The organism is Pseudomonas sp. NFXW11 (assembly GCF_049887815.1).
Lineage (GTDB): Bacteria > Pseudomonadota > Gammaproteobacteria > Pseudomonadales > Pseudomonadaceae > Aquipseudomonas.
Window position 1 is genome coordinate 258,456 of record NZ_JAGEKI010000007.1, and the last position, 26,763, is coordinate 285,218.

General features: G+C 62.1%; 24 protein-coding genes and 4 tRNA genes. 16 read left to right on the forward strand and 12 right to left on the reverse strand.

Annotated features, from left to right (window positions below; translation table 11 throughout):
* Nucleotides 1–112: 112 nt before the first annotated feature.
* From J4P02_RS13690 to J4P02_RS13700, 3 genes are all read left to right on the forward strand, one after another.
* Entirely contained in the window at nucleotides 113–1,402 is a 1,290-nt protein-coding gene (locus J4P02_RS13690) for a M18 family aminopeptidase (RefSeq protein WP_426191033.1), read from the forward strand.
* Nucleotides 1,403–1,510: 108 nt separating this feature from the next.
* On the forward strand, nucleotides 1,511–1,717 hold the full coding sequence (locus J4P02_RS13695; RefSeq protein WP_426191104.1) for a hypothetical protein: 207 nt from the start codon (nucleotides 1,511–1,513) through the stop codon (nucleotides 1,715–1,717).
* 77 nt (nucleotides 1,718–1,794) lie between these two features.
* Entirely contained in the window at nucleotides 1,795–3,951 is a 2,157-nt protein-coding gene (locus J4P02_RS13700; protein WP_426191035.1) for a mechanosensitive ion channel family protein, read from the forward strand.
* Nucleotides 3,952–4,027: 76 nt separating this feature from the next.
* Here J4P02_RS13700 and J4P02_RS13705 read toward each other — a convergent pair whose 3' ends face one another.
* Nucleotides 4,028–4,741, reverse strand: a complete 714-nt coding sequence (locus tag J4P02_RS13705) for a UTRA domain-containing protein (protein ID WP_426191037.1) — start codon at nucleotides 4,739–4,741, stop codon at nucleotides 4,028–4,030.
* Between the two features lie 363 nt (nucleotides 4,742–5,104).
* On the opposite strand from J4P02_RS13705, the gene J4P02_RS13710 reads away from it, so the two are divergent.
* From J4P02_RS13710 to J4P02_RS13735, 6 genes are all read left to right on the forward strand, one after another.
* Entirely contained in the window at nucleotides 5,105–6,172 is a 1,068-nt protein-coding gene (locus J4P02_RS13710) for an ABC transporter substrate-binding protein (RefSeq protein WP_426191039.1), read from the forward strand.
* Nucleotides 6,173–6,295: 123 nt separating this feature from the next.
* Nucleotides 6,296–7,102, forward strand: a complete 807-nt coding sequence (locus J4P02_RS13715; protein ID WP_426191041.1) for an alkaline phosphatase family protein — start codon at nucleotides 6,296–6,298, stop codon at nucleotides 7,100–7,102.
* Complete coding sequence (locus tag J4P02_RS13720) at nucleotides 7,099–7,944, forward strand: ABC transporter permease (RefSeq protein ID WP_426191043.1); 846 nt, start codon at nucleotides 7,099–7,101, stop codon at nucleotides 7,942–7,944. The genes J4P02_RS13715 and J4P02_RS13720 overlap by 4 nt, the downstream gene beginning before the upstream one ends.
* The gene (locus J4P02_RS13725) at nucleotides 7,931–8,731 is read left to right on the forward strand and encodes an ABC transporter permease (protein WP_426191045.1); all 801 of its coding nucleotides are present in this window, start codon (nucleotides 7,931–7,933) and stop codon (nucleotides 8,729–8,731) included. Before J4P02_RS13720 ends, J4P02_RS13725 begins: the two co-directional genes overlap by 14 nt.
* On the forward strand, nucleotides 8,728–9,717 hold the full coding sequence (locus J4P02_RS13730; RefSeq protein ID WP_426191047.1) for an ABC transporter ATP-binding protein: 990 nt from the start codon (nucleotides 8,728–8,730) through the stop codon (nucleotides 9,715–9,717). The genes J4P02_RS13725 and J4P02_RS13730 overlap by 4 nt, the downstream gene beginning before the upstream one ends.
* 40 nt (nucleotides 9,718–9,757) lie before the next feature.
* On the forward strand, nucleotides 9,758–10,411 hold the full coding sequence (locus J4P02_RS13735; RefSeq protein WP_426191049.1) for an HAD family hydrolase: 654 nt from the start codon (nucleotides 9,758–9,760) through the stop codon (nucleotides 10,409–10,411).
* A gap of 76 nt (nucleotides 10,412–10,487) precedes the next feature.
* On the opposite strand, the gene J4P02_RS13740 is transcribed toward J4P02_RS13735, so the two are convergent.
* Nucleotides 10,488–11,450 (reverse strand): zinc-binding dehydrogenase, encoded by a 963-nt coding sequence (locus J4P02_RS13740; RefSeq protein WP_426191051.1) that lies wholly within the window; start codon nucleotides 11,448–11,450, stop codon nucleotides 10,488–10,490.
* Nucleotides 11,451–11,588: 138 nt separating this feature from the next.
* Here J4P02_RS13740 and J4P02_RS13745 point away from each other — a divergent pair, with 138 nt between their 5' ends.
* A complete protein-coding gene (locus J4P02_RS13745; RefSeq protein WP_426191053.1) occupies nucleotides 11,589–13,673 on the forward strand; it encodes a carboxy terminal-processing peptidase in 2,085 nt (694 codons plus the stop codon).
* Nucleotides 13,674–13,805: 132 nt separating this feature from the next.
* Nucleotides 13,806–15,638, forward strand: a complete 1,833-nt coding sequence (locus J4P02_RS13750) for a bifunctional diguanylate cyclase/phosphodiesterase (protein ID WP_426191055.1) — start codon at nucleotides 13,806–13,808, stop codon at nucleotides 15,636–15,638.
* Here the strand turns inward: J4P02_RS13750 and J4P02_RS13755 are convergent.
* The 5 genes from J4P02_RS13755 to J4P02_RS13775 form a co-directional block, all read right to left on the reverse strand.
* Complete coding sequence (locus tag J4P02_RS13755) at nucleotides 15,583–16,005, reverse strand: sel1 repeat family protein (protein ID WP_426191057.1); 423 nt, start codon at nucleotides 16,003–16,005, stop codon at nucleotides 15,583–15,585. The genes J4P02_RS13750 and J4P02_RS13755 overlap by 56 nt on opposite strands.
* The gene (locus tag J4P02_RS13760) at nucleotides 16,006–16,377 is read right to left on the reverse strand and encodes a hypothetical protein (protein ID WP_043228691.1); all 372 of its coding nucleotides are present in this window, start codon (nucleotides 16,375–16,377) and stop codon (nucleotides 16,006–16,008) included.
* The gene (locus J4P02_RS13765) at nucleotides 16,374–16,715 is read right to left on the reverse strand and encodes a helix-turn-helix domain-containing protein (RefSeq protein WP_426191059.1); all 342 of its coding nucleotides are present in this window, start codon (nucleotides 16,713–16,715) and stop codon (nucleotides 16,374–16,376) included. The genes J4P02_RS13760 and J4P02_RS13765 overlap by 4 nt, the downstream gene beginning before the upstream one ends.
* Nucleotides 16,716–16,820: 105 nt before the next feature.
* On the reverse strand, nucleotides 16,821–17,285 hold the full coding sequence (locus J4P02_RS13770) for a YkvA family protein (protein WP_426191061.1): 465 nt from the start codon (nucleotides 17,283–17,285) through the stop codon (nucleotides 16,821–16,823).
* 291 nt (nucleotides 17,286–17,576) lie between these two features.
* Nucleotides 17,577–18,290: an FKBP-type peptidyl-prolyl cis-trans isomerase gene (locus tag J4P02_RS13775; protein ID WP_426191063.1), complete on the reverse strand. Its 714-nt coding sequence runs from the start codon at nucleotides 18,288–18,290 to the stop codon at nucleotides 17,577–17,579.
* 257 nt (nucleotides 18,291–18,547) lie between these two features.
* Between J4P02_RS13775 and J4P02_RS13780 the strand changes: the two genes are divergently transcribed.
* Nucleotides 18,548–20,356 (forward strand): di-heme-cytochrome C peroxidase, encoded by a 1,809-nt coding sequence (locus tag J4P02_RS13780; protein WP_426191065.1) that lies wholly within the window; start codon nucleotides 18,548–18,550, stop codon nucleotides 20,354–20,356.
* Nucleotides 20,353–21,522 (forward strand): catalase family protein, encoded by a 1,170-nt coding sequence (locus J4P02_RS13785; RefSeq protein WP_426191067.1) that lies wholly within the window; start codon nucleotides 20,353–20,355, stop codon nucleotides 21,520–21,522. Before J4P02_RS13780 ends, J4P02_RS13785 begins: the two co-directional genes overlap by 4 nt.
* 143 nt (nucleotides 21,523–21,665) lie before the next feature.
* Here the strand turns inward: J4P02_RS13785 and J4P02_RS13790 are convergent.
* From J4P02_RS13790 to J4P02_RS13805, 4 genes are all read right to left on the reverse strand, one after another.
* A tRNA-Asp gene (locus tag J4P02_RS13790) sits at nucleotides 21,666–21,742 on the reverse strand.
* 19 nt (nucleotides 21,743–21,761) lie between these two features.
* Nucleotides 21,762–21,837: transfer RNA gene (locus J4P02_RS13795), tRNA-Val, on the reverse strand.
* A gap of 188 nt (nucleotides 21,838–22,025) precedes the next feature.
* Nucleotides 22,026–22,102, reverse strand: a tRNA-Asp gene (locus J4P02_RS13800).
* 19 nt (nucleotides 22,103–22,121) lie between these two features.
* Nucleotides 22,122–22,197: transfer RNA gene (locus J4P02_RS13805), tRNA-Val, on the reverse strand.
* Between the two features lie 160 nt (nucleotides 22,198–22,357).
* Between J4P02_RS13805 and rdgC the strand changes: the two genes are divergently transcribed.
* From rdgC to sugE, 3 genes are all read left to right on the forward strand, one after another.
* Nucleotides 22,358–23,278 (forward strand): recombination-associated protein RdgC, encoded by a 921-nt coding sequence (rdgC, locus tag J4P02_RS13810; RefSeq protein WP_426191069.1) that lies wholly within the window; start codon nucleotides 22,358–22,360, stop codon nucleotides 23,276–23,278.
* Between the two features lie 73 nt (nucleotides 23,279–23,351).
* Entirely contained in the window at nucleotides 23,352–24,317 is a 966-nt protein-coding gene (locus J4P02_RS13815) for a bile acid:sodium symporter family protein (protein ID WP_426191071.1), read from the forward strand.
* Between the two features lie 118 nt (nucleotides 24,318–24,435).
* Nucleotides 24,436–24,753 carry a quaternary ammonium compound efflux SMR transporter SugE gene (gene sugE / locus J4P02_RS13820; protein WP_426191073.1) on the forward strand — a complete coding sequence of 106 codons (318 nt, stop codon included), beginning with the start codon at nucleotides 24,436–24,438 and terminating at the stop codon, nucleotides 24,751–24,753.
* Nucleotides 24,754–24,816: 63 nt separating this feature from the next.
* On the opposite strand, the gene J4P02_RS13825 is transcribed toward sugE, so the two are convergent.
* A complete protein-coding gene (locus tag J4P02_RS13825) occupies nucleotides 24,817–26,691 on the reverse strand; it encodes an MFS transporter (RefSeq protein WP_426191075.1) in 1,875 nt (624 codons plus the stop codon).
* Nucleotides 26,692–26,763 lie beyond the last annotated feature (72 nt).

The following is a 26,763-nucleotide window of genomic DNA, read 5'->3' on the forward strand; positions in this document are numbered from 1 at the left end:
GCGATGGCGCACCGAGAGGCGTGCCCGGCTCATTGCAGCCTTCGCTGGCAAGCCAGCTCCTACAAGGCACGCCTATACGTTAAACTCGCGCCACTGCTGTCTGGAGCTACTTATGCGCGAAGAGTTGAACCAAGGCCTGATCGACTTCCTCAAGGCCTCCCCTACCCCTTTCCACGCCACTGCCAGCCTTGTTCAGCGCCTGGAAGCGGCGGGTTACCAGCGCCTCGACGAACGCGAGCCCTGGACCACCGAGGCCAACGGCCGCTACTACGTCACCCGTAACGATTCCTCGATTGTCGCCGTCAAGCTGGGCCGGCATTCGCCGCTGCAAAGCGGCATCCGCATGGTCGGCGCCCACACCGACAGCCCCTGCCTGCGGGTCAAGCCGCAACCGGAACTGCAACGCCAGGGTTTCTGGCAACTGGGGGTGGAAGTCTACGGCGGCGCACTGCTGGCACCCTGGTTCGACCGCGACCTGTCCCTGGCCGGCCGCGTGACCTTCCGCCGCGACGGCAAGGTGGAAAGCCAGCTGATCGACTTCAAGGCACCGATCGCGATCATTCCCAACCTGGCCATTCACCTCAACCGTGAAGCCAACCAGGGCTGGGCGATCAATGCGCAGAACGAGCTGCCGCCGATCCTCGCCCAGTTTGCCGGTGACGAGCGGGTGGACTTCCGCGCCGTGCTCACCGACCAGTTGGCCCGCGAACACGGCCTGAACGCCGATGTGGTGCTGGACTACGAGCTGAGCTTCTACGACACCCAGAGCGCTGCGGTCATTGGCCTGCACGGCGACTTCATCGCCGGCGCGCGCCTGGACAACCTGCTGTCGTGCTACGCCGGGCTGCAGGCCCTGCTGACGGCCGACAGCGAGGAAACCTGCGTGCTGGTGTGCAACGACCACGAGGAAGTGGGCTCCTGCTCGGCCTGTGGCGCCGACGGCCCGATGCTCGAACAGACCCTGCAACGCCTGCTGCCCGAGGGCGACGAGTTGGTGCGCACGATCCAGAAATCCCTGCTGATTTCCGCCGACAACGCCCACGGCGTGCACCCCAACTACGCCGACAAGCACGACGCCAACCACGGCCCCAAGCTCAATGCCGGCCCGGTGATCAAGGTCAACAGCAACCAGCGCTACGCCACCAACAGCGAAACCGCCGGCTTCTTCCGCCATCTGTGCATGGCCGAAGAAGTGCCGGTGCAAAGCTTCGTGGTGCGCAGCGACATGGGTTGCGGCTCCACCATCGGCCCGATCACCGCCAGCCACCTGGGGGTGCGCACCGTGGATATCGGCCTGCCGACCTTCGCCATGCACTCGATCCGCGAACTCTGCGGCAGCCACGACCTGGCCCACCTGGTCAAGGTGCTCAGCGCCTTCTACGCCAGCCACGAATTGCCCTGATTGGCCCCCGCCACGCCGCCGGCGCCGTTACGCCGCCGGCGTGGCACGGGTCGCACCGGCGGGCGCTGATGCATATCAACCCGGGTCGCGACAAAGCGACCTAGACTTATGAGTATCCTTCCTGACAAGGCCGTCGCCATGATCTCGATGTCTTCATTCCACTCCATGCTCATCCCGATCCTCTCGGGCATGATCCTCCTGGCCATCGGCTTCAACTTCCGGGACAAGAACCTCGGCGTGTTCAGCATGTGGGTCGGCATGCTGCTGATCCTCGGCACCGTGGTCTACAAGATCCTGGCCAAGCTCGCGGAATAAATCCGCCCCATGCCCTCGCATTGAATGGGGGGGCCTCGTACACTCGGTCGATCCGCATTTCCAAGGTTGACCGCCCAGTGTTCGCTCGTTTCTTCGCCCTGCCCTGCACCCTGCTCGTTTGCCTGCTGACCCTCCTGCCCCTGGCCAATGCCCAGGCAGTGGGCCTGCCGGGCTTGCTGGGCAATCAGAGCAAGGCGCAGCCGCAGGCCGAGGAACCCTTGGGGCAGTCATTGGACGAAGTGATCAAGTCCCTGGAGAACGACCAGCAGCGGGCCAAGTTGCTGGCCGACCTGAAGAAGCTGCGGGATGTCACGAAAAAGGCCCAGCCGGCTGCCGAGGAAGGGGTGCTGGGGCTGATCGGCGGCACCTTGTCGAACCTGGAGAAGCAGTTTTCCGGCGCCGACAGCCCGCTCACCCGCTGGAGCGACGAGTTCGACCAGGCCCAGGAAGAACTCTCGGCGCTGATGCTGCCGGCCAGCCAATGGTTGCCGATCATCTTCGCCTTCGCCCTGATCCTCATGGTCTGGAGCCTACTGGCGGCGGCGCTGATCTGGCTCAGCCACCGGGTGCGCCTGCGCTTCGGCCTGACCGACGAGCTGCCGCAGCACCCCAAGACCTGGGACCTGCTGCGCTTTGCCTTGCGCAAGCTCGGCCCCTGGCTGATCGCCCTGTTGATCACCGTGTACCTGACCTACTCCCTGCCCTCGTCCCTGGGCAAGCAACTGGCCATGGTGCTGGCCTATGCCCTGGTGGTGGGCACCTGTTTCTCGGCGATCTGCGTGGTGGCGTTTTCCGTGCTCGACGGCCCCCATCGCCATCGCGCCCTGTATATCCTGCGACGCCAGGCGTTTCGCCCGCTGTGGTGGATCGGCAGCTTCGCCGCCTTCGGCGAGGCCCTGAGCGACCCGCGCATGGTAGCCAGCCTGGGCCAGCACCTGGCCCACACCGCCGCAACCTTTGCCAATGTCATGGCGGCGCTGTCCACCGGGGTGTTCATCCTGCGCTTCCGTCGGCCGATCGCCCACCTGATCCGCAACCAGCCGCTGTCCCGACGCCTGACCCGCCGGGCCCTGAGCGATACCATCGAGATCATCGGCACCTTCTGGTACCTGCCGGCGCTGGTGCTGGTGGGCATTTCGCTGTTCGCCACCTTTGTCTCCGCCGGCGACACCAGCACCGCCCTGCGCCAGTCGCTGCTGTGCACCGTGCTGCTGGTGCTGTGCATGGTGATCAACGGCCTGGTGCGCCGCCACGCCCTCAAGCCGCAACGCGGGCACAAGCGCCATGCCCTGTATTCCGAACGACTCAAGAGCTTCTTCTATACCCTGGCCCACCTGGCGGTCTGGTTGGCCTTTATCGAACTTGGCCTGCGGGTCTGGGGCTTGTCGCTGATCCGTTTCACCGAAGGCGACGGCCATGAGGTCAGCATCAAGCTGTTCAGCCTCGCGGGTACATTGCTGTTCGCCTGGCTGATCTGGATTCTCGCCGACACCGCGGTGCACCACGCCCTGACCCGCTCGCGCAAGGGACTGGCCAACGCTCGGGCGCAAACCATGATGCCGTTGATCCGCAACGTGCTGTTCGTGGCCATTTTCATCATTGCCAGCATCGTTGCCCTGGCCAACATGGGCATGAACGTCACGCCGCTGCTGGCCGGTGCCGGGGTCATCGGCCTGGCCATCGGCTTTGGCGCCCAGTCGCTGGTGGCGGACTTGATCACCGGCCTGTTCATCATCATCGAGGACTCCCTGGCCATCGACGACTATGTGGATGTCGGCGGCCACCTGGGCACGGTCGAGGGCCTGACTATCCGCACCGTGCGCCTGCGGGACATCGACGGCATCGTCCACACCATCCCGTTCAGCGAGATCAAGAGCATCAAGAACTACTCCCGGGAGTTCGGCTACGCGATCTTCCGCGTGGCGATCCCCTACAACATGGAGATCGACGACGCGATCAAGCTGATGCGCGATGTCGGCCAGAAAATGCGCACCGACCCGCTGCAGCGGCGCAATATCTGGTCGCCCCTGGAGATCCAGGGGGTGGAGAGCTTCGAGTCCGGCAGCGCCATTCTCCGCGCCCGCTTCAAGACCGCGCCGATCAAGCAATGGGAAGTGTCCCGGGCCTTCAACCTGTCGCTCAAGCGCCACCTCGACGAAGCCGGGCTGGACCTGGCCACCCCGCGCATGAGCATCCAGGTGATCACCGCCGGCGGCGGCAACGGAAAGGAATAGCCCGGTAGGAGCCGGCTTGCCGGCGAAGAAGCCCTAAAGCCGTGCCCAGCCCTTCGCCGGCACCGGCGGCACGTTCCTAGAGCACATCCACACCCACATGAATGGCGTCGTGGCGCCAGAACTCCAGATCGCAATCGATCAGCCGCTGGTGCTGGTCATAGTTGACCCGGGCGATACGCAGCCCGGGGCTGCCCACCGATACCTTCAAGGCTGCCGCCGCTTCAGCGGGCAATGAAGTCGGTACTATTTCAAAACGCACCCGCCCGTAATGCAGGTCGTAATGCCGGGCATAAAGCTCGGTGATCGGCTGGTTCAGGTCGAACTCGAGAATGTTCGGGAAGTACCTGGGGTTCAGGTAGTGCTCCACATAGAGCACCAGTCGCTGATCAATGCGCCGGGCTCGGCAGATCTGGATCACGCTGGACAGCGCCGGCAGCTGCAACCAGGCACAGACCGCCGCCGACGCCGGCATCAGCCGCGCAGAGATCACTTCAGTGGATGGCACCCGGCCCTGGGCGCTGACCATGGCGTGGAAGTGGCTACGCTGCATCAGGTTGTAGGCCAGGCGTGGCGGCGAGACGAACCAGCCGCGGCGCTCCTCGCGGTAGATCTGCCCCTGGGCTTCCAATTGCAGCAACGCTTCACGCACGGTGATTCGCGTGGTGGCGAACAGCTCGCTGAGCTTGCGCTCGGCCGGCAGCTTGCTGCCCGGCGCCAGCAGGCCATGGGCGATCTGCTCTTGCAGCACCTGGCCGATGGCTGTCACCGCTTTGGTTGCATCAATACGCATCAACGTTACCTATCTGGACTAGACCAGCACTGTTTCAGGGCGACTCAACGACCTGACCAGCCCTCTGTTGCTCTCTCGCCAGCCTAGGCAAGCCAGATGAACGAGAGATGACAAAGCCCGTAATCGACCCGTTCACTGGCCTGCAAATTATCCGCCAGGTCCTTGCCTGCCGGGTGTTTGCCCATGATCTACGCTTACTCCGCCAACGCACCTCCAAGGCCGTACCCGGGCCTTTGCCGCTGGCGCCGACATCAAAGTGTCATCCAACAGGCTTAGATTGGCTCAGGTATTGCTGACCTAGACCAACCCACCGCAAGACCGTTGATAACAACGCAGCGTTGAACACGCCCAAAGGAGCTTCGGATGAAACAGCTTTTCCTGGCCTCACTCTTAGGTTCGACCATCGCCCTGTGCACCTCTGCCATGGCCGCTGACAACGATTTGAAAGCCCTGGAAACCGCCGCCAAGGCGGAAGGTGCGGTCAACAGCGTCGGCATGCCCGACGACTGGGCCAACTGGAAGGGCACCTGGGAAGACCTGGCGAAAACCTATGGCCTCAAGCACATCGACACCGATATGAGCTCGGCCCAGGAAATCGCCAAGTTCGCCGCCGAGAAGGACAACGCCAGTGCCGATATCGGCGACGTCGGCGCGGCCTTCGGCCCGATTGCGGTCAAGCAGGGTGTGGTCCAGCCCTACAAGCCAAGCACCTGGGCCCAGGTCCCGGACTGGGCCAAGGACAAGGACGGCAATTGGGCCCTGGCCTACACCGGCACCATTGCCTTCATCATCAACAAGAAGCTGCTGCACGGTTCCGAAGCCCCCAAGAGCTGGGCCGACCTGGAAAAGGGCAAGTACAAGGTTTCCATCGGTGACGTGAGCACCGCTGCCCAGGCCGCCAACGGCGTACTGGCCGCCGCCATCGCCAAGGGTGGCGACGAGAAGAACATCCAGCCGGCGCTGCTGATGTTCGCCGAGATCGCCAAGCAGGGTCGTCTGTCGCTGGCCAACCCGACCATCGCCACCATGGAGAAGGGTGAAGTGGAAGTGGGCGTGGTCTGGGACTTCAACGGCCTGAGCTACCGCAACAAGATGGTCAACAAGGACGATTACGAAGTACTGATTCCGTCCGACGGCTCGGTGATCTCCGGCTACACCACCATCATCAACAAGTACGCCAAGCACCCGAACGCCGCCAAGCTGGCCCGCGAGTACATCTTCAGCGACGCCGGGCAGATCAACCTGGCCCGTGGCAACGCCCGGCCGATCCGTGCCGAGCACGTAACCCTGCCAGCGGAAGTCAAGGCCAACCTGCTGCCTAACGAACAGTACAAGCACGTGACCCCGATCAAGGACGCCGACGCCTGGGAGAAAACCTCCAAGGGCCTGCCGCAGAAGTGGCAGGAAGAAGTGATCATCAACATGCAGTAAGGCTGCATCCCTGTAGGAGCCGGCTTGCCGGCGAATGGCCCCTCCGCGCTACCCAGACCAGCGCACAAGAGCCTTCGCCGGCAAGCCGCTTCCCACACCTTTGATCCCGGAGTCCTCCACCTCATGAAGCACAACGTCATCCTTGTGGTGCTCGACGGCCTCAACCACGAAGTGGCCCGCCACGCCATGGGGCACCTGCAAGCCCATGTCGCTGCCGGTCGCGCTGCCTTGTACAAGCTGCAATGCGAACTGCCCGCGCTGTCCCGCCCGCTCTACGAATGCATCCTCACCGGCGTCACGCCAATCGACAGCGGCATCGTGCACAACCAGGTCTCGCGCCTGTCCACCCAACGCAGCATCTTCCACTACGCCCGCGATGCCGGCCTGTGCACCGCCGCGGCGGCCTATCACTGGGTCAGCGAACTCTACAACCGCAGCCCCTTCAACGCGCCACGGGATCGCCACACCAGCGACGCCGAACTGCCGATCCAGCATGGCCATTTCTACTGGAACGACCACTACCCCGATTCCCACCTGTTCGCCGATGCCGAGGACCTGCGCCTGCGCCACCAGCCAAACCTGCTGCTGGTGCATCCGATGAATATCGACGACGCCGGCCACAAGCACGGCCTGGACAGCGCCCAGTACCGCAACAGCGCACGCTCGGCGGACATCATCCTCGCCGACTACCTGCAAGGCTGGCTCGACGCCGGCTACCAGGTGCTGGTGACCGCCGACCACGGCATGAACAACGATCGCTCGCACAATGGCCTGCTGGCCGAGGAGCGCGAAGTGCCACTGTTCGTGTTTGGCGCAGCCTTCAGCCTCGACCCCGGCGCCGTGCCTAAGCAGACCGAGTTGTGCGGCACCGTTTGCCAACTACTGGGCGTGGCCCATGACAAACCCTTCTGCCGGGAGCTGTTGAAGTGAACTCAGTGACCCGCGGCAAATGGCTGGCAGCCCTGTGCCTGGTGCCTTTCGCCCTGTTCTTTATCCTGTTCCAGCTGGCGCCCCTGGTGTGGGTGCTGATCAACAGCCTGCAATCCGAGGAGTTCGGCTGGGGCCTGGCCAACTTCACTAGGATCTTCAGTTCGAAGTTCTACCTGCAGGCGATCCAGTACAGCCTGGAGATCAGTTTCTGGTCCAGCCTGTTCGGCATCGTCATCGCCATACTCGGCAGCTACTCGCTGCGCCGGGTGGACTCCAAGCTGCGCAACTTCGTCAACGCCTTCGCCAACATGACCAGCAACTTTGCTGGCGTGCCCCTGGCCTTCGCCTTCATCATCCTGCTGGGCTTCAACGGCGCCATCACCCTCATGCTCAAGCAGTCGGGGATCATTGAGGACTTCAACCTCTACTCCAAGACCGGGCTGATCATTCTCTACACCTACTTCCAGATCCCCTTGGGGGTGCTGCTGCTGTACCCGGCCTTCGACGCCCTGCGCGAAGACTGGCGTGAATCCGCGGCCTTGCTGGGGGCCAATGGCTGGCAGTTCTGGCGGCATATCGGCCTACCGGTGCTGACCCCGGCGCTGCTGGGCACCTTCGTGATCCTGCTGGCCAACGCCCTGGGCGCCTATGCCACGGTGTATGCCCTGACCACCGGCAATTTCAACGTGCTGCCGATCCGCATCGCCGCCATGGTGTCCGGGGATATTTCCCTGGACCCCAACATGGCCAGCGCCCTGGCGGTAGTGCTGGTGGCCCTGATGACCCTGGTGACCATCGTCCATCAACTGCTGCTGAAGAGGAGCTACCATGTCGCGCGCTGAACCCGGCTCCGCCCACCTCTATCACCGCTGCGTGGCCTACCTGCTGTTCGCCATCCTGCTGCTGCCGTTGCTGGGGACCTTCGTCTATTCCATCGCCAGCAGTTGGTCGGCGACCATCCTGCCCAGCGGCTTCACCTTCAAGTGGTACGTGCAGCTGTGGAGCGACCCGCGCTTTCTCAGTGCCTTCGGCCAGTCGCTGCTGGTGTGCGTCGGCGCGCTGGTGCTGTCGGTGGTGCTGATCCTGCCACTGCTGTTCGTGGTGCACTACCACTTTCCCAGGCTCGATGCGCTGATGAACATCCTGATCCTGCTGCCCTTCGCGGTGCCGCCGGTGGTGTCTTCGGTGGGCCTGCTGCAACTCTATGGTTCCGGGCCCCTGGCCATGGTCGGCACGCCGTGGATTCTGATCGGCTGCTATTTCACCGTGGCACTGCCGTTCATGTACCGGGCCATCACCAACAACCTGCAGGCGATCAACCTGCGGGACCTGATGGACGCCGCCCAGCTGCTAGGCGCCAGCACCTGGCAGGCAGCCTTCCTGGTGGTGCTGCCGAACCTGCGCAAGGGCCTGATGGTGGCGCTGCTGCTGTCGTTCTCCTTCCTGTTCGGCGAATTCGTGTTCGCCAACATCCTGGTGGGCACCCGTTATGAAACCCTGCAGGTGTACCTGAACAACATGCGCAACAGCAGCGGCCATTTCACCAGCGCCCTGGTGATCTCCTATTTCTTCTTTGTGCTGGTTCTGACCTGGGCCGCCAATACCTTGAACAAGGACAAGAGCCAATGAGCTTCGTCAGCGTCCAACACCTGCAAAAGAACTACGCCGGCACCACGGTGTTCAGCGATATCAACTGCGAGATCCACAAGGGCGAGTTCGTCACCCTGCTGGGCCCCTCCGGCTGCGGCAAGTCGACCCTGCTGCGCTGCATCGCCGGGCTGACCCCGGTGGACAGCGGCAAGATCCTCCTCGACGGCCAGGACATCGTGCCCCTGAGCCCGCAGAAACGCGGGATCGGTATGGTGTTCCAGAGCTACGCGCTGTTCCCCAACATGACCGTGGAGCAGAACGTGGCCTTCGGCCTGCGCATGCAGAAGGTAGGGGCCGACGACAGCCGTAAAAGAGTGCTGGAAGCCCTGCAACTGGTGGAACTCAACGACTTCGCCGGTCGCTACCCGCACCAGCTTTCAGGCGGCCAGTGCCAGCGGGTGGCCCTGGCCCGCTCCCTGGTGACCCGGCCACGCCTGCTGTTGCTCGATGAGCCGCTATCGGCCCTCGATGCGCGGATTCGCAAGCACCTGCGCGAACAGATCCGCGCTATCCAGCGCGAGCTGGGCCTGACCACCATCTTCGTCACCCATGACCAGGAAGAGGCCCTGACCCTGTCCGACCGGATCTTCCTGATGAACCAGGGCAAGATCGTCCAGAGCGGCGATGCCGAAACCCTCTATACCGCCCCGGTGGATGTGTTCGCCGCGGGTTTTATCGGCAATTACAACCTGCTGGACGCGGCCAGCGCCAGCAAGCTGTTGCAGCGTCCGGTGCACAGCCGCATCGCCATTCGCCCGGAAGCCATAGAGCTGAAGAAGGACGGCCAGCTCGACGCACTGATTCGCAGCCACAGCCTGCTGGGCAACGTGATCCGCTATCGGGTCGAGGCCCGCGGCGTGGAACTGGTGGTAGACGTACTCAACCGCTCGGCCGACGACCTGCATGCCGATGGCCAACGCCTGGCGCTGGCCATCGATCCCGCGGCCCTGTGTGAGGTAGCCTGATGGCTTTCACGCGATTGATCCTGAAGAGAGAGCTGCACTGATGGCCCTGGCAATTTTTGATCTGGACGAAACCCTGATTCACGGCGACTGCGCCACCCTCTGGAGCGAGCAGATGGGGCGCCTGGGCTGGGTCGACAGCGAGTCGTTCATGCGCCGCAACAACGAACTGATGGACGCCTACAGCCACGGCAAGCTGGCCATGGAGGAGTTCATGCTCTTCAGCCTGGAGCCCATGGCCGGACGCACCCCGGAAGAAGTGGCCCACCTGGTGGAGCCCTGGGTCGAGGACGTGATCGAGCCGATCATTTTCAGCGAAGCCTGCAAGGCCATTGCCGCCCACCGCAAGGCCGGCGACCGGATCCTGGTGATCTCGGCCTCGGGCACCCACCTGGTGACACCGATTGCCGCACGCCTGGGCATCGACGAAGTGCTGGGAATCGAGCTGGAAGTGCTGCATGGGGTCTATACCGGCCACACCGTCGGAACCCTGACCTACCGTGAGGGCAAGATCACCCGCTTGCTGGAGTGGCTGGATGCCGAGGAAGAGAACCTGGAGGGCGCGACCTTCTATTCCGATTCGCGCAACGACCTGCCGCTGCTGCTCAAGGTCGACCACCCCCAAGTGGTGAACCCCGACCCGGTGCTGCGTGAACATGCGGAGCAAGCCGGCTGGCCGATCCACCACTGGAAGTAACCCGACCGCCCATGCAGGAGCTGGCTCGCCAGCGAAAAGCTCGAAAGCTTCGCCGACGTGCCGGCTCCTTCATAAGTCAACTGAGGCTGGGGTCGATCACCAGCACCAGCTTGCCCGAGACCTGATTGCCGGCCAGCTCGTTGAAGGCGGCTTCAGCATCCTCGATCGGGAAGGTCATGGCCAGCTGCGGGCTCAGGCGCCCCTCGCTGAACAGCGGCCAGACGTTCTGCCCCAGGTCACTGAGCAGGTCGGCCTTGAACTGCTCGTCGCGGCTGCGCAGGGTCGAACCCAGCAACTGGATGCGCTTGCCCAGCACCTGGGCCAGGTCGAGCTGGGTTTCCCGGCCACCCATCAGGCCGATCAGCACCCAGCGACCATCCAGGGCCAGCAGCTTGAGGTTGTCGGCCGCATAGTTGGCGCCCACCGGGTCCAGGACCACATCGAAAGGCCCGACATCCCGCAGTGCTTGCAAGCCATCGGTACGGACTACCCCGCCCTGGGCGCCAAGGCTTTCACAGTACGCCAGGCGATCAGCAGAACCGACGCTGACCCAGCATGGGCTGCCAAAGGCCTTGCACAGCTGGATTGCTGCCGAACCGACGCCACTGGCACCGGCGTGCAGCAGCACTTTCTCCCCGGGCTTGAGCGCCGCCAGCTGGAACAGGTTGAGCCAGGCCGTGCTGTAGACCTCGGGCAAGGCTGCGGCCTGCACCAGGGACAAGCCTTCGGGCACCGGCAGCACATGCCGCGCATCCACCACCACTTCCTCGGCCATGCCGCCACCGGCCAATAGCGCGCAAACCCGGTCACCTACCTGCCACGACGAACCTGGCCCGACTTCGCTGATCACCCCGGAACACTCCAGCCCAAGCACCTGGCTGGCCCCGGGAGGTGGAGGATAGAGCCCCGCACGCTGCAACAAGTCGGCCCGATTGAGGCCCGCCGCCGCTACCCGGATACGCACCTGCCCCGCATCGCAGGGCGGGCTTGGCTCTTCAACCCACTGCACTTGACCTTCAACGCCTTGCAATGCTTTCACAGTGCCTCCATAGTGAGTCTGGACTGAGCCCGGAGCGGTAGCACCGGGCTTTTTGCATTATGCGACCGGTCCTTATGGAACCGGCGACTTCAAAGACGGCCTAATATGCGTTATCAATTGCCCCCGCGTCGAATCAGCATGAAGCATTTGTTCCCCAGCACCGCCCTCGCTCTTTTCATTGGTCTCGGCCTCTTGCCGATGTCGACCAATACGTTCGCAGCCAACAGCTGGGACAATCTTCAGCCTGATCGCGATGAGGTAATTGCCAGCCTCAATGTTGTTGAACTGCTCAAGCGCCACCACTACAGCAAGCCACCGCTGGACGATGCGCGCTCGGTGATCATCTACGACAGCTACCTGAAGCTGCTGGACCCGTCGCGCAGCTACTTTCTGGCCAGCGACATCGCGGAATTCGACAAATGGAAAACCCAGTTTGACGACTTCCTCAAGAGCGGCGACCTGAACGCCGGCTTCACCATCTACAAGCGCTATCTGGACCGGGTCAAATCCCGTCTCGATTTCGCCCTGGCGGAGCTCAATAAAGGCGTCGACAAGATCGACTTCACCGCCAAGGAAAACCTGCTGATCGATCGCAAGGACGCTCCCTGGCTCAAGACCACCGCAGAACTCGACGACCTATGGCGCAAACGCGTCAAGGACGAAGTGCTGCGGATGAAGATCGCTGGCAAGGATCCCAAGCAGATCCAGGAAACCCTGACCAAGCGCTACAAGAACCAGCTGGCGCGCCTGGACCAGACCCGGGCCGAGGACATCTTCCAGGCCTATATCAACACCTTCGCCATGTCCTACGACCCGCACACCAACTATCTGTCGCCGGATAACGCGGAAAACTTCGACATCAACATGAGCCTGTCCCTGGAAGGCATCGGCGCTGTGCTGCAAAGCGACAATGACCAGGTCAAGGTGGTGCGCCTGGTGCCGGCCGGCCCGGCGGACAAGACCAAGCAAGTGGCTCCCGCGGACAAGATCATCGGCGTTGCCCAGGGCGACAAGGAAATGGTCGACGTGGTGGGCTGGCGCCTGGACGAAGTGGTCAAGCTGATCCGCGGTCCGAAAGGCACCCTGGTGCGCCTGGAGGTGATCCCGGCCAGCAATGCACCGAACGACCAGACCAGCAAGATCGTGCCCATCACTCGTGAAGCGGTGAAGCTCGAAGACCAGGCAGTGAAGAAGTCGATCCTCAACCTCAAGCAGGATGGCAAGGACTACAAGCTCGGGGTGATCGAGATCCCGGCCTTCTACCTGGACTTCAAGGCCTTCCGCGCCGGCGATCCAGACTACAAGAGCACCACCCGCGATGTGAAGAAGCTGCTGACCGAGCTGCAGAAAGACAAGGTCGACGGCGTGGTCATCGACCTGCGCAACAACGGCGGCGGCTCCCTGCAGGAAGCCACCGAACTGACCAGCCTGTTCATCGACAAGGGCCCTACCGTACTGGTGCGCAACGCCGATGGCCGTGTCGATGTGCTGGAAGATGAAAACCCTGGCGCCTTCTACAAGGGCCCGCTGGCGTTGCTGGTCAATCGTCTCTCGGCTTCGGCCTCGGAGATCTTCGCTGGCGCCATGCAGGACTATCACCGCGCACTGATCATCGGCGGCCAGACCTTCGGCAAGGGCACGGTGCAAACAATCCAGCCGCTGAACCATGGCGAGCTGAAACTGACCCTGGCCAAGTTCTACCGGGTTTCCGGGCAAAGCACCCAGCATCAGGGCGTGCTGCCAGACATCGGCTACCCGTCGATCATCGACACCAAGGAAATCGGCGAAAGCGCCCTGCCCGAAGCCATGCCATGGGACACCATCCGCCCGGCCATCAAGCCGGCCATGGACCCGTTCAAGCCGTTCCTGGCCCAGCTCAAGGCCGAGCATGAAACCCGCTCGGCGAAAGATCCGGAGTTCGTGTTTATCCGCGACAAGCTGGCCCTGGCGCAGAAGCTGATGGCGGAAAAAACCGTGAGCCTCAACGAAGCCGATCGTCGTGCCCAGCATGCCGATATCGAAGCCAAGCAACTGGCGCTGGAAAACGCCCGGCGCAAGGCCAAGGGCGAGGAACCGCTCAAGGAGCTGAAGAAAGAGGACGAGGATGCACTGGCCGCCGCCGAACCGGACAAGACCAAGCCGGAAGACGACGCCTACCTGAGCGAGACCGGGCGCATCCTGCTGGACTACCTGAAGCTCAACACTTCGGTGGCCAAGCACTGATGATGGCAATTTAATTCGATCGCTCTGCGGATCGTCATTAAACAGTCATCATTCTGTCGTGAAATAAAGGACCGGGCGCCGCTTCTGGATCAGGAGCGGCGCCCGGTCCTTTTTTTATCGACAGAGATCGCCATGACCACGACCGAACAGCTCAGTGCATTGAGTTCAATCCTGGCTCAAAGCGGTTTGCACAGCCTGTTCCAACCGATCATTTGTCTTTCCCAGCGGCGCATCCTCGGTTACGAGGCCTTGAGCCGCGGCCCTTCCAACAGCCCGCTGCACTCGCCGATGGCGCTGTTTGCAGTGGCGCGCCAGGCCGGGCGTCTGAGCGAGCTGGAAATTGCCTGCCGGCAAAGCGCCTGCAAGCGCTTCAGCGAACAGCAACTGCCCGGCAAGCTGTTCCTCAACGTCTCCCCGGAATCCCTGCTGGAGGCCGCCCACCAGCCTGGGCGAACCCTGCAACTGTTGCAGGACTTCGGCATTCCCCCCAGCCAGGTGGTGATCGAGCTCACCGAGCAGACGCCCATCGATGACTTCCAGCTGTTGCACAATGCCCTGCATCACTACCGCGACATGGGTTTTTCCATCGCCCTGGACGACCTGGGCGCCGGCTACTCCAGCCTGCGCCTGTGGTCCGAGCTGCGCCCTGACTATGTGAAGATCGACCGGCATTTCATCGACGGCATCCACCAGGATGCGCTCAAGCGCGAATTTGTCGGCTCCATCCTGCAAATCGCCAAGGCCTCCCGGGCCCAGGTGATCGCCGAAGGCATCGAAATGCACGAAGAACTGGCGGTGCTCACCGAGATGGGCGTCGACCTGGTCCAGGGCTATCTGCTGTGCCGCCCCCAGGAGTTACCGCCCCGGGACGCCCGAGCGATGATGCCCAAGCATGACAACACCAGTGTGGCGCTGGTTGATGAAGGCAGCGATCTCAGCGCGCTGCTCAACGAGCAACCAGCAGTGGCCCGCAATACACCCACCGCCAATGTGCTGGAAGCCTTTCGCCGACAAGCCAACCTCAACTCCCTGGCGGTGCTCGACGAGCTGGGCCAGCCCTGCGGGATAGTTCACCGCCATTCGCTTTCGGACGCCCTGCTCAAGCCCTTTGCCACCGACTTGTTCGCCCGCAAGCCGATCAGCCGCCTGATGAACGACGATTTTCTCGCCGTCGAGCTGAGTCAGTCGCTGCAACAGGTCAGCCGGCTGATCACCAGCCGCGCACGGCAACGTATCGAAGAGGACTTCATCATCACCCTCAACGGTCAATACCTGGGGTTGGGACGGGTTATCGATGTGCTCAAGCTGATCACCGAACTGAAGATCCAGCAGGCTCGCTACGCCAATCCACTGACCCTGCTACCGGGCAACGTGCCGATCCAGCAATGCCTGACCCGGCTGTTGCAGCAAGGTCGGGAGTCGGTGATCTGCTACGTGGATATCGACAGCTTCAAGCCCTTCAACGATATCTACGGCTATGGCCGTGGCGATGAAGTGCTGCTGTGCCTGGCCCAGTGCCTGAATGATCGGGTGGACCCGAGCCGCGACTTTGTCGGGCATATCGGTGGCGATGATTTCCTGCTGGTATTGGGGCCGGAGGACTGGCGCAGGCGCTTGAATCAACTGCTGGACGACTTCCACAGCCAGTGCCGGCGCTTCTATCGCAGCGAACATTTGGAGGCCGGGTGTTTTATCGCGCCCAACCGCCAGGGCGTGCGCCAGGAATTCCCCCTGCTGTCGCTTTCCATCGGCGTGGTGCATCTATATCCACAGGCCTGTGGACAATTGGATTCAAGCCAGTTGGCGGAGCTGGCGTCCCAGGCCAAGCACCATGCCAAGAATATCCAGGGCTACAGCATCCATGTGATCGACAGCCTGGATGCCGCAGCTCGCCTGGTGGACGAAACGCTCAAAGAACCGCCCCGGGAGCGGGATCAGCCGGTAGGTTCAGTTGCGCCAGCTTGAGGCTGGCCAGCGGGTGCCCGGCCTGCGCCGAGAGCTTCCACCAACGTGCTGCCTCTAGCGGATCAGGGGCCTTGCTGGTCGAGCCGGCGAGGCTGATCACACCCAGTTGATAGGCCGCCTTGCCGTCACCGGACAGGGCCGCCAGGCGTAACAGGCGCTGGCCTTCCTCGCGGGCACCAAGCCCTTGTCCGCGGAAGGTCAGGATATGCCCGTAGAAACTCTGGGCATCGACATCCCCCAGGTTGGCCATGCGCGCGAACTGCCCTTCCATCCAGCGCCAGCTACGGGGCTCGCGGATAAACCACGGCCAATGAAACAAACGTCGCGCCAGCCAGTAACTGAGCCGCGCCTTGAGTCGCCAGAACATTCAAGCCTCCGCTGATTCGGGGTACTCGTACTCGAACACTCGCACCACTTCCGAGGCATGCCAGGACGCTGCGGCTACGCCATCGGAAGGCCCGGAAAAACGCCCCAGACGCTCCACGCACTCGAAAAACCCGGTACGCGGTAAACGGCTGGCACCCTGGCTGATCACCAGGGAACTGCGCAACGGCTGTTCGGCCCGTGCGTCCATGGCCGCCAGATGCTCCAGCGCGGCGGTCAAGGTTTGCATGGCCGGGCTGGGCAGCTGCAATCGCTCCAGCAGCGCCCGATAGGTTAAAAGATGACGCTGGCGACGGGCTTGATCCAGCTCACCCAACAGCCCATCCCAGTGCTGACGACTGATCCTTACACTCACGATTGCTCCCTCCACCCCGGCACCGTCAGTTCCCAGGCCAGGCTGCGGCGAATCGCAGCGTCGGGTAGACGCTCGCCACTTTCAATCAGGGCCAGGTAAGACGGACTGATACCTACTTTGCGGGCCAGCGCCTCGATGGCGATACCCTTCCCTTCGCGCAGATTGCGTAATTGATCCAGGCCCGGAAGACTCTGGGCCGGCGGCGCTGCCGGAGCGGTTGCAGCAGCGTGCGATGGTTGTTCAGTGAGGCCTGCGGCTGTCAATAAAGCTTGATACTGAGCCCACGGCAGAACCGCATACTCGGGCTCGCCATCGCGTTCAATAATCTGAATATCCATTACTACCCCGTAGGACAACGACGCTTATCGAGTCGGACTTTTCCTTTGAAGTGTAATCCTAACAGCGGTGGCAGTCGCGGGAAGCATGATTGTTGAAGGAGCGGATCAACCACCCGGGATTTTCTTCGGCCCTTCCAGTTGCAGCTGCTCAGGGGTATCCGGCAAGCGCTCCAGTACCCTGAGCTGTTCCGGCTTCTGGCGCTGGCGCCAGGCACGGAAAGCATCGAGTTCATCGCCCAGGGTTTTCATCAGCCAGACCAGTACGGCGATATCATCGAGCATGCCGAAAACCGGGATGAAATCCGGTATCGCATCCACCGGGCTGAGGAAATACATCAGGCCCGCCACCACCGACAGCAGTGCCTTGGGGCTGATGGCCCGGTACTCGCCCCGCCAATAGGCCAGGCACAAGGCCTGCAGCAGTCGCAGGTCGTCCTTTACCTTGCCCAGGCGAACGCCCTGGCTGGCCCCTTTACTGGCCACGGCGAACAGCAGAGCAGGCAAACGGCCACGACTGAGCAAACGGCCTGCCAGGGGTAGAAAGCGAGAGAAACTCCAGGGTGCGTTCATCATCACTCCCACTGAAATGTTATCCACACAAATTGTGGATAACCTTGTGAACAGAGCTATTTTTCACAGCTGAAAGCCCCGTTTTACAAGGGCTCGGCTCAGATCGGGCGTTTTTTACTCACATAAAAAAACCCATAATTTCATTGACTTGGCAGCCTTCAAGCACTACCCACTGGCGACACCCTAGTCTGACCGCCCAACATAGCCCCCGTTCGAATTTTTACCAGCAGCCTGCCGCAGAAACAACAACGCCCCGTATGAACGGGGCGTTGTTTCAGGCGCAGAGACAGGTTACTTGGCGGCGTCCTGCTTGGCTGGGTCCTTGATACCCAGCAGTTCCAGCTCGAATACCAGTACCGAATTGGCCGGGATCGACGGGCTTGGGCTTTGTGCGCCGTAGGCCAGGTCGCTAGGGATGTACAGCTTGTACTTCTCACCGACGTGCATCAGTTGCAGGCCTTCGACCCAACCCGGGATCACGCCGCTAACCGGCAGATCGATCGGGCTGCCACGCTCTACCGAGCTGTCGAACACAGTGCCGTTGGTCAGGGTACCGGTGTAGTGCACGGTGACCACATCAGTCGGCTTGGGCTGAGCACCGTCGGCCTTCTTCAGCACTTCGTACTGCAGACCGGAAGCGGTGGTGGTAACACCGGATTTCTTGCCGTTCTCTTCAAGGAATTTCTTGCCGGCAGCGGCCGACTCTTCACTCATCTTGGCCATACGCTCTTCGGCGCGCTTCTGCAGCGCGGAGAAGGCTTCGACCAGCTCTTCATCCTTCAGCTTCTGTTCTTTCTTGCCGACGGCATCTTCGATGCCCTGGGCCACTGCCTTGGAATCCAGGTCATCCATGCCTTCTTGGGCAAGACTCTTGCCCATGTTCAGGCCGATACCGTAGGAAGCTTTCTGCGCCGGGGTTTTCAGCTCTACGCTGGTCTGCGAATCACAACCCGCAAGTACCAGGCTAACCAGGGCTACCGCCGCCGCCAACCGATGCTGTTTCATGCTATTTCCTTGTTCATGCGCCTAAAGGGCAATCGAATAAAGCCGCGAGCTTATCAGGCGACCACGACCAATGGCTACCGGCGTAAGAGTAGTAAATGTCCGATAAGTTCACGTGTTTAAACGCGTTTTTATGCTCCGGGATACGCCCTGCCAAGGCCGCTTGAAAGGGCGCGAATAACCATAGCGCAAGTAATGGCTACTTGCCGCACCAGATAGGCTCAGGCATAAGGAAGGCAAATTCGACAAGGACGTAAATCTTGCGCCTCATCTACCGTGTTTTGCTGCTGATCGCTGTGCTGATCGGTATTACCCTGGCCGTGGTTCTGTATTACATCGCCAATCCCAGGCTCCCTGAGTATGCCCCCGTCGAACAGGTGCATTTCCTCGAGCAATGGGACGCTGCCGACCGCCTGACCTACTATTTCACGCCTCAGGGCACCCAGGTCAAAGGCCTGCGCTATGACTGGTTCGGCGCCCTGGAACTGCCCTTCTCGGAGCAGCCCTTCGCTGCCCCCGAGTACCTGGCACGCTTCGGTTTCCTGGTGGAACCGGGGCAAAAAGCCACAGCGCAGAATCCCGCCAACCTGCCGGTAGGCTTTGCCCGCCATCAGAACCCGGGCAGCCCGGAACAGTACCTGGACATCACCTGCGCCGCCTGCCACACCGGCGAGCTGCGCTTCAATCACCAGGCGCTGCGGATCGACGGCGGTTCGGCGCAGCACGTTCTGCCATCCAGCGTGCCGACCCTGCGCGGCGGCAGTTTCGGCCAGGCGCTGGTGGCCAGCCTGTCCATGACCTATTACAACCCGTGGAAATTCGAACGCTTCGCACGCAAGGTGCTGGGCGCCGACTACGAGGCGCAGCACGAGCAATTGCGCAAGGACTTCAAGGCCTCGCTGGACACCTTCCTGCGAGTCGCCTGGAACGACACGCACCGCGGCCTCTACCCCACCGAAGAAGGCCCGGGACGCACCGATGCCTTCGGGCGCATCGCCAACGCCAGCTTCGGCGATGCGATTTCCCCAGAGAACTACCGTATCGCCAACGCCCCGGTGGACTACCCGCAGCTGTGGGACATCTGGACCTTCGACTGGGTGCAGTGGAACGGCTCCGCGCAACAGCCCATGGCGCGCAATATCGGCGAAGCCCTGGGCGTCGGCGCCACCCTGAATCTGTTCGACGGCAACGGCCAGCCGCTCACCGGCGACGCCCGCTACCCCTCCAGCGTCAGGGTTCGCGACCTCAATCGCATCGAGGAAACCCTGCAAAGGCTCAAGCCACCTGCCTGGCCGGAAGAACTCCTGGGGGCCATCGACAAGCCCCTGGCCGCCCAGGGACGCACGCTGTTCGCCAACCACTGCGCCGGCTGCCATGTGCCTGCGGTCAGCCAGAGCAATGGCCGGCCGGTGCAGCAACTGAAAATGTTGCCGGTACCGGTGATCGGTACCGATCCCAACTCCGCGAGCAATATCGCCGACTTGCGCTATGACTTGAGCGCCCTCAAGTGGGATACCGCCGAGCTGGCCACGTCCAATGTCGAGCTGCACCCGACCCCCACCGAACCACTGGATCTGCGCCAGCTTTCGGCCGCCAAGGGCCTGGCCTACATCACCGCCTTCGTCGAAGAGCGCGCCTACCGCGATGCCAAGGTCAGCCCCGAGGAACGCCCGCGCCTGGACGGCTACGGCCTGCCGATCGGCGTGCGCGAATTGCGCGCCTACAAGGCCCGCCCGCTGGCCGGGGTGTGGGCCACACCGCCTTATCTGCATAACGGTTCGGTGCCCAACCTGTATCAGTTGCTGTCCCCCCAGTCGGAACGCGCCATTACCTTCTACCGCGGCACCTTCGAGTACGACCCCAAGCACCTGGGCTATCGCCCGGAGGCGTTCAAGAATGGCTTTGAATTCGATACCCGCATCAGCGGCAACCACAACAGCGGCCATGAATTCCGCGCCGGCCAACGCGGCAACGGGGTGATCGGCCCCTTGCTGCAACCGCAAGAACGCTGGGCGCTGCTGGAATACCTGAAAGTCTTGGGCGGACCGCTGGAGTCGCAACTGCCATGAAACTCGATCTCGCAAGCAAACGACCTTCCCTGCTGGCCAGGCTCTGGCTGCGCCTCGGCGCCTGGCTGGGCAAGCTTCTGCTCTGGCTGCTGGCCATCGGCCTGGCGAGCTGGGCACTGGGCAGCGCGTGGTTCGCCTGGCAGCATCGCGGCCCGGTGGCGGTACAGGAGCAGATTCCTGCCGATGAAGCGGCGCGCACCCAGGACATCATCCAGACCGCCATTCGCATCGTCGACCAGCACCGCGAGGGCACTCGCTACCTGCGCGACGCCCATGCCAAGGCCCACGGCTGCGTCAAGGCGCAAGTCCAGGTGCTCAAGGACCTGCCGCCAGAGCTGCGCCAGGGCGTGTTCGCCAGCCCCGGGCAGACCTGGCAGGCGCTGGTGCGCCTGTCCAACGGCAATGCCTATCCGCAGTTCGACCGCATTCGTGACGCCCGCGGCATGGCCATCAAGCTGCTGGATGTACCCGGTAAACAGCTGATACCGGCAGAGTCGGCACGCCGCGAACAGGACTTTGTGATGTTCAACCATGCGAATTTCTTCGTCAGCGATGTCGCCGAATACCAGCAGAACTTCGCCGCCCAGGCGGACGGCAAGAAAGTCGGCGCGTTCTTTCCCGGCTGGGACCCGCGCAACTGGCAGGCTCGCCATCTATTGATCGCCCTGTCGACCCTGGCACCAGCACCGGCCAGCCCGACCCAGACCACCTATTTCTCGGTGTCGCCCTACAAGTTCGGCCAGGCCAACGCCAAGTTCCGGGTCATGCCCGACCCCGACAGCTGCCCGGCCTACAGCCTGCCGCCGCAGAACCAGGACCTGCCGAACTTCCTGCGCAGCGCCCTGAGCCAGCAACTGTCCACGGACCGGGTGCCGGCGTGTTTCGTGCTGCAGATCCAGCGCCAGGACCCGAACCGCTTCATGCCGATCGAAGACACCAGCATCGAGTGGAAAGAAAGCGACGCCCCCTTTGCCACTGTGGCCAGGGTGGTGATTCCCGCCCAGGACTTCGACACCCCGGCGCAGAACCTGGCCTGTGACAACCAGTCCTTCAACCCTTGGTTCGGCCTGGAGGAGCATCGCCCCATCGGTGGCATCAACCGCCTGCGCAAGGCGGTGTACGAAGCGGTCAGCGACTATCGTCACAGCCGCAACGGCGAGCAGTAGGACAGAAACGAAAAAAGCGGCTTGCGGGCCGCTTTCTAAGAGGGATGCAGGATCTGTAGCAAGCCAGATCGCAGACAGCAAAAAGCCCGCGTTTGCGGGCTTTCTGTGGTGACCTGGCGTTCAGTGTTCCAGGTTACCGAATATGGCGCAGCGGACGGGACTCGAACCCGCGACCCCCGGCGTGACAGGCCGGTATTCTAACCGACTGAACTACCGCTGCGCGTAGCGTTGAAAGTAAGTGGTGGGTGATGACGGGATCGAACCGCCGACATTCTGCTTGTAAGGCAGACGCTCTCCCAGCTGAGCTAATCACCCTTTACCTTCGTTGCGGGGCGCATTATGCCACAGAAATTCTTAAAATGTTGATTTAATTGATAATTTTATCAAAAAAATCTGAATCCCCATGACAAGCAACACAACCCACGTAACTCTTTACAACAAAAAGCCCGCGCTAGCGGGCTTTCTGTGGTGACCTGGCGTTCAGTATTCCAGGTTACCGAATATGGCGCAGCGGACGGGACTCGAACCCGCGACCCCCGGCGTGACAGGCCGGTATTCTAACCGACTGAACTACCGCTGCGCGTAACACTGAATGCGAATGGTGGGTGATGACGGGATCGAACCGCCGACATTCTGCTTGTAAGGCAGACGCTCTCCCAGCTGAGCTAATCACCCTTCACGTTCGGTGTGGCGCGCATTCTACGGAGCAGCTCACACTCTGGCAAGCACTTTTTATAATAATTTTTTCAGCCCTTCCAAAGGCTTAGCTAAGGGTTGGCCTGGACAGCAGCGCAGAGAATAATGCCCTCCTTTGTATAAAGGAGAGATTCACCCCATGTGGTTCAAAAACCTGCTGATCTATCGCCTTACCCAAGATCTGTCTGTCGATGCCGAGGCGCTGGAAACTGCACTGGCGACCAAACTGGCACGCCCCTGTGCAAGCCAGGAGTTGACCACTTACGGTTTCGTCGCACCTTTCGGCAAGGGTGAAGACGCCCCGCTGGTACACGTCAGCCAGGATTTCATGCTGGTCGCCGCGCGCAAGGAAGAACGCATCCTGCCGGGTAGCGTGGTCCGTGACGCGGTGAAAGAAAAGGTCGAAGAGATCGAAGCCGAGCAGATGCGCAAGGTCTATAAGAAGGAACGCGACCAGATCAAGGATGAAATCATCCAGGCGTTCCTGCCCCGTGCGTTTATTCGTCGCTCCTCGACCTTCGCCGCCATCGCCCCGAAACAGGGCCTGATCCTGGTCAACTCGGCCAGCCCCAAGCGCGCCGAAGACCTGCTCTCCACCCTGCGTGAAGTACTGGGTACCCTGCCAGTGCGTCCGCTGACGGTGAAAACTGCACCGACCGCGATCATGACCGACTGGGTCAAGACTCAGAAAGCCGCCGACGACTTCTTCGTCCTCGACGAATGCGAGCTGCGCGACACCCACGAAGATGGCGGCATCGTGCGCTGCAAGCGCCAGGACCTGACCGGCGAGGAAATCCAGCTGCACCTGAGCACCGGCAAGGTGGTCACCCAACTGTCCCTGGCCTGGCAGGACAAGCTGTCCTTCATGCTCGACGACAAGATGGTGGTCAAGCGCCTGAAGTTCGAAGACCTGCTGCAGACCCAGGCCGAAGAAGACGGCGGTGACGAGGCCCTGGGCCAGCTCGATGCCAGCTTCACCCTGATGATGCTGACCTTTGGCGAATTCCTGCCGGCGCTGTTCGAAGCCCTGGGCGGCGAGGAAATCCCCCAAGGCATCTAAAGCCCAGCACCCATAGCCGCTGCAACAAACGCCACCGCCTCAGGTGGCGTTTTCACATAACAAGGAACAGATCATGCGCGCACTGGCTGCACTAAGCCGCTTTGTCGGCAACAGCTTCGCTTACTGGGTATTGCTGTTTGCCGTGCTGGCATTCTTGCAACCCGGCTGGTTCATCGGCCTAAAGGGCGCCATCGTGCCGCTGCTGGGGCTGGTGATGTTCGGCATGGGCCTGACCCTGAAACTCGAGGATTTCGCCGCAGTGGCCCGCCAGCCCTGGCGCGTGGCCCTGGGGGTGGTGGCGCACTTCGTGATCATGCCCGGGGTGGCCTGGCTGCTGTGCCAGATGTTCCACCTGCCGGCGGAAATCGCCGTCGGGGTAATCCTCGTGGGCTGCTGTCCGAGCGGCACCGCCTCCAACGTCATGACCTGGCTGGCCCGCGGCGACCTGGCGCTGTCGGTGGCGATTGCCGCAGTCACCACCCTGCTCGCCCCGCTGCTGACCCCGGCCCTGATCTGGCTGCTGGCCTCGGCCTGGCTGCCGGTGTCCTTCATGGAATTGTTCTGGTCGATCCTGCAGGTGGTGCTGCTGCCGATCGTGCTCGGGGTTATTGCCCAGCGCCTGCTGGGCCAGCGGGTACAGCACGCGGTAGAAGTGCTGCCGCTGGTGTCGGTGCTGAGCATCGTCATTATCGTCAGCGCCGTGGTGGCGGCCAGCCAGGCGAAGATCGCCGAGTCCGGGCTGCTGATCATGGCGGTGGTAATGCTGCACAACAGCTTCGGCTTCCTCCTGGGCTACTTCACCGGCCGGGTGTTCAAGCTGCCACTGGCCCAGCGTAAATCCCTGACCCTGGAGGTCGGCATGCAGAACTCCGGCTTGGGGGCGGCTTTGGCCAGCGCCCACTTCTCGCCGCTGGCGGCGGTACCCAGCGCGCTGTTCAGCGTCTGGCACAATATCTCCGGCGCGTTGCTGGCGACCTGGTTCCGCCGCATGAAGGAGCCAAGCCCAGCACCAGAACCACTACCGCAGGTCAACAACTGAAGAAAAAAATTGATCGGCCGGTCAGAGCTGGGCAGTATACTGCGCAACGCGGGGACGACCCTGCGGCTCTGTCGAGTCATCATTTTTGGGGACGGCCCCATCCACCGATGAGGTCAGCATGTCCTGGATCATTCTGTTGTTTGCCGGTTTGTTTGAAGTGGGCTGGGCTGTCGGCCTGAAGTACACCGATGGTTTCAGCCGTCCATTGCCCACCGCCCTGACCGTGCTGGCCATGGCCATCAGCCTGGGCCTGCTGGGCCTGGCAATGAAAGAGCTGCCCCTGGGCACCGCCTACGCCATCTGGACCGGCGTCGGCGCCATTGGCACCGTGATTGCCGGGATCATCCTGTTCGGCGAATCCATGGCCCTGATACGACTGGCCAGCGTGGCGCTGATCATCGCCGGCCTGGTGGGCCTGAAAGTCAGCGCCAGCTGATAGCCGCAGCGCAGAAACAAAAACGCCCGCAACGCTGCGGGCGTTTTCATATCCGCTGCCTGGCTAGCGACGCTCCCCGCGCAACTGCCCCACCAGCACCTGCAACTGCGCCGGTTCGGCGGCTTCCACGGCAACCATCGGCCCAGCCACCAGGGTCACCCGCGACCAGATGCGGTGGAACAAGCCCTTGCTCGGATCGCGACTGAAGAAGCTGCCCCACAGGCCCTGCAGAGCCATGGGAATCACCGGCACCGGGGTCTCCTCGAGAATCCGCGTCAGCCCGCCCTTGAACTCGTTGATTTCGCCATCGGCGGTCAGCTTGCCTTCAGGGAAGATGCACACCAGTTCACCATCGCGCAGGTACTCGGCAATTTTCTTGAAGGCCTTGTCGTAGATCTCCAGGTCTTCATGGCGAGCAGCAATGGGAATGGTCCCGGCCGTGCGGAAGATAAAATTCAGCACCGGCAGGTTGTAGATCTTGTAGTACATCACGAAGCGAATCGGCCGACGCACCGCCCCACCAATCAGCAAGGCGTCGACAAAGGACACGTGATTGCACACCAGCAAGGCCGCCCCCTCATCGGGGATCTGTTCCAGGTTGCGGTGCTCGACGCGGTACATGGAATGGCTGAGCAGCCAGATCAAGAAACGCATGCTGAACTCGGGCACCACTTTGAAGATGTAGACGTTGACCGCGATATTCAGCAGCGATACCACCAGGAACAAATGCGGGATGGTCAGCTTGACCAGGCTCAGCAGCACGATCGAGACAATCGCCGACACCACCATGAACAAGGCATTGAGAATGTTGTTGGCGGCAATCACCCGCGCCCGCTCGTGTTCCGGAGTGCGCGACTGGATCAGCGCATACAGCGGCACTATATAGAAGCCGCCAAAGATCCCCAGGCCCAGCACATCCAGCAGTACCCACCAGGCATGGGTAAAGCCCAGCACTTCGGTCCAGCCGTAGGCGCTGGCACTCTCGGGAATGCCACCGGAATGCCACCACAGCAGCAGGCCGAACACCGTCAGGCCAAAGGAGCCGAACGGCACCAGGCCGATTTCCACCTTGCGCCCGGAAAGCTTCTCGCACAGCATCGAGCCCACCGCGATACCCACCGAGAACACCGTGAGAATCAGGGTCACCACGGTTTCATCGCCGTGCATCCACTCCTTGGCATAAGCCGGGATCTGCGTGAGATAAATGGCCCCGACAAACCAGAACCAGGAGTTGCCGACAATCGACCGCGACACCGCCGGGGTCTGCCCCAGGCCCAGGCGCAAAGTGGCCCACGACTGGCTGAAGATATTCCAGTTCAGGCGCAGTTGCGGGGAGGCCGCCGCGGCCCGGGGAATCGCCCGGCTGGCCAGGTAACCCAGCACCGCCACCCCGATGATGGCCGCCGAGACGATGGGCGCGTAGTGCGTTGAAGACATCATCACCCCGGCGCCAATGGTGCCCGCCAAGATCGCCAGGAAGGTGCCCATTTCCACCAAGCCATTGCCCCCCACCAACTCTTCCTCACGCAAGGCCTGGGGCAGGATCGAATACTTCACCGGCCCGAACAGCGCCGAATGGGTACCCATGGCGAACAGCGCCAGCAGCATCAGCGACAGGTGGTTGTAGGCGAACCCCACCGCCCCCACCAGCATGATGGCGATCTCCCCGAGCTTGATCAGGCGGATCAGCGCGTCCTTGGCGAACTTCTCGCCAAATTGCCCGGCCAGGGCCGAAAACAGGAAGAACGGCAGGATGAACAGCATCGCGCAGAGGTTGACCCAGATCGAACGGTCACCTTCGATGCTCAGCTTGTAGAGAATCGCCAGGATCAAGGACTGCTTGAAGATGTTGTCGTTGAAGGCACCTAGGGATTGCGTGATGAAGAACGGCAGGAAACGCCGCTTGCGAAGCAAGGTGAACTGCGAAGGGTGACTCATCGTCCATGTCTCTGAGTGGCGTGGATACTGTTATTGGAATGTCGGATATCGATCCAGGCCACAACCTTACTC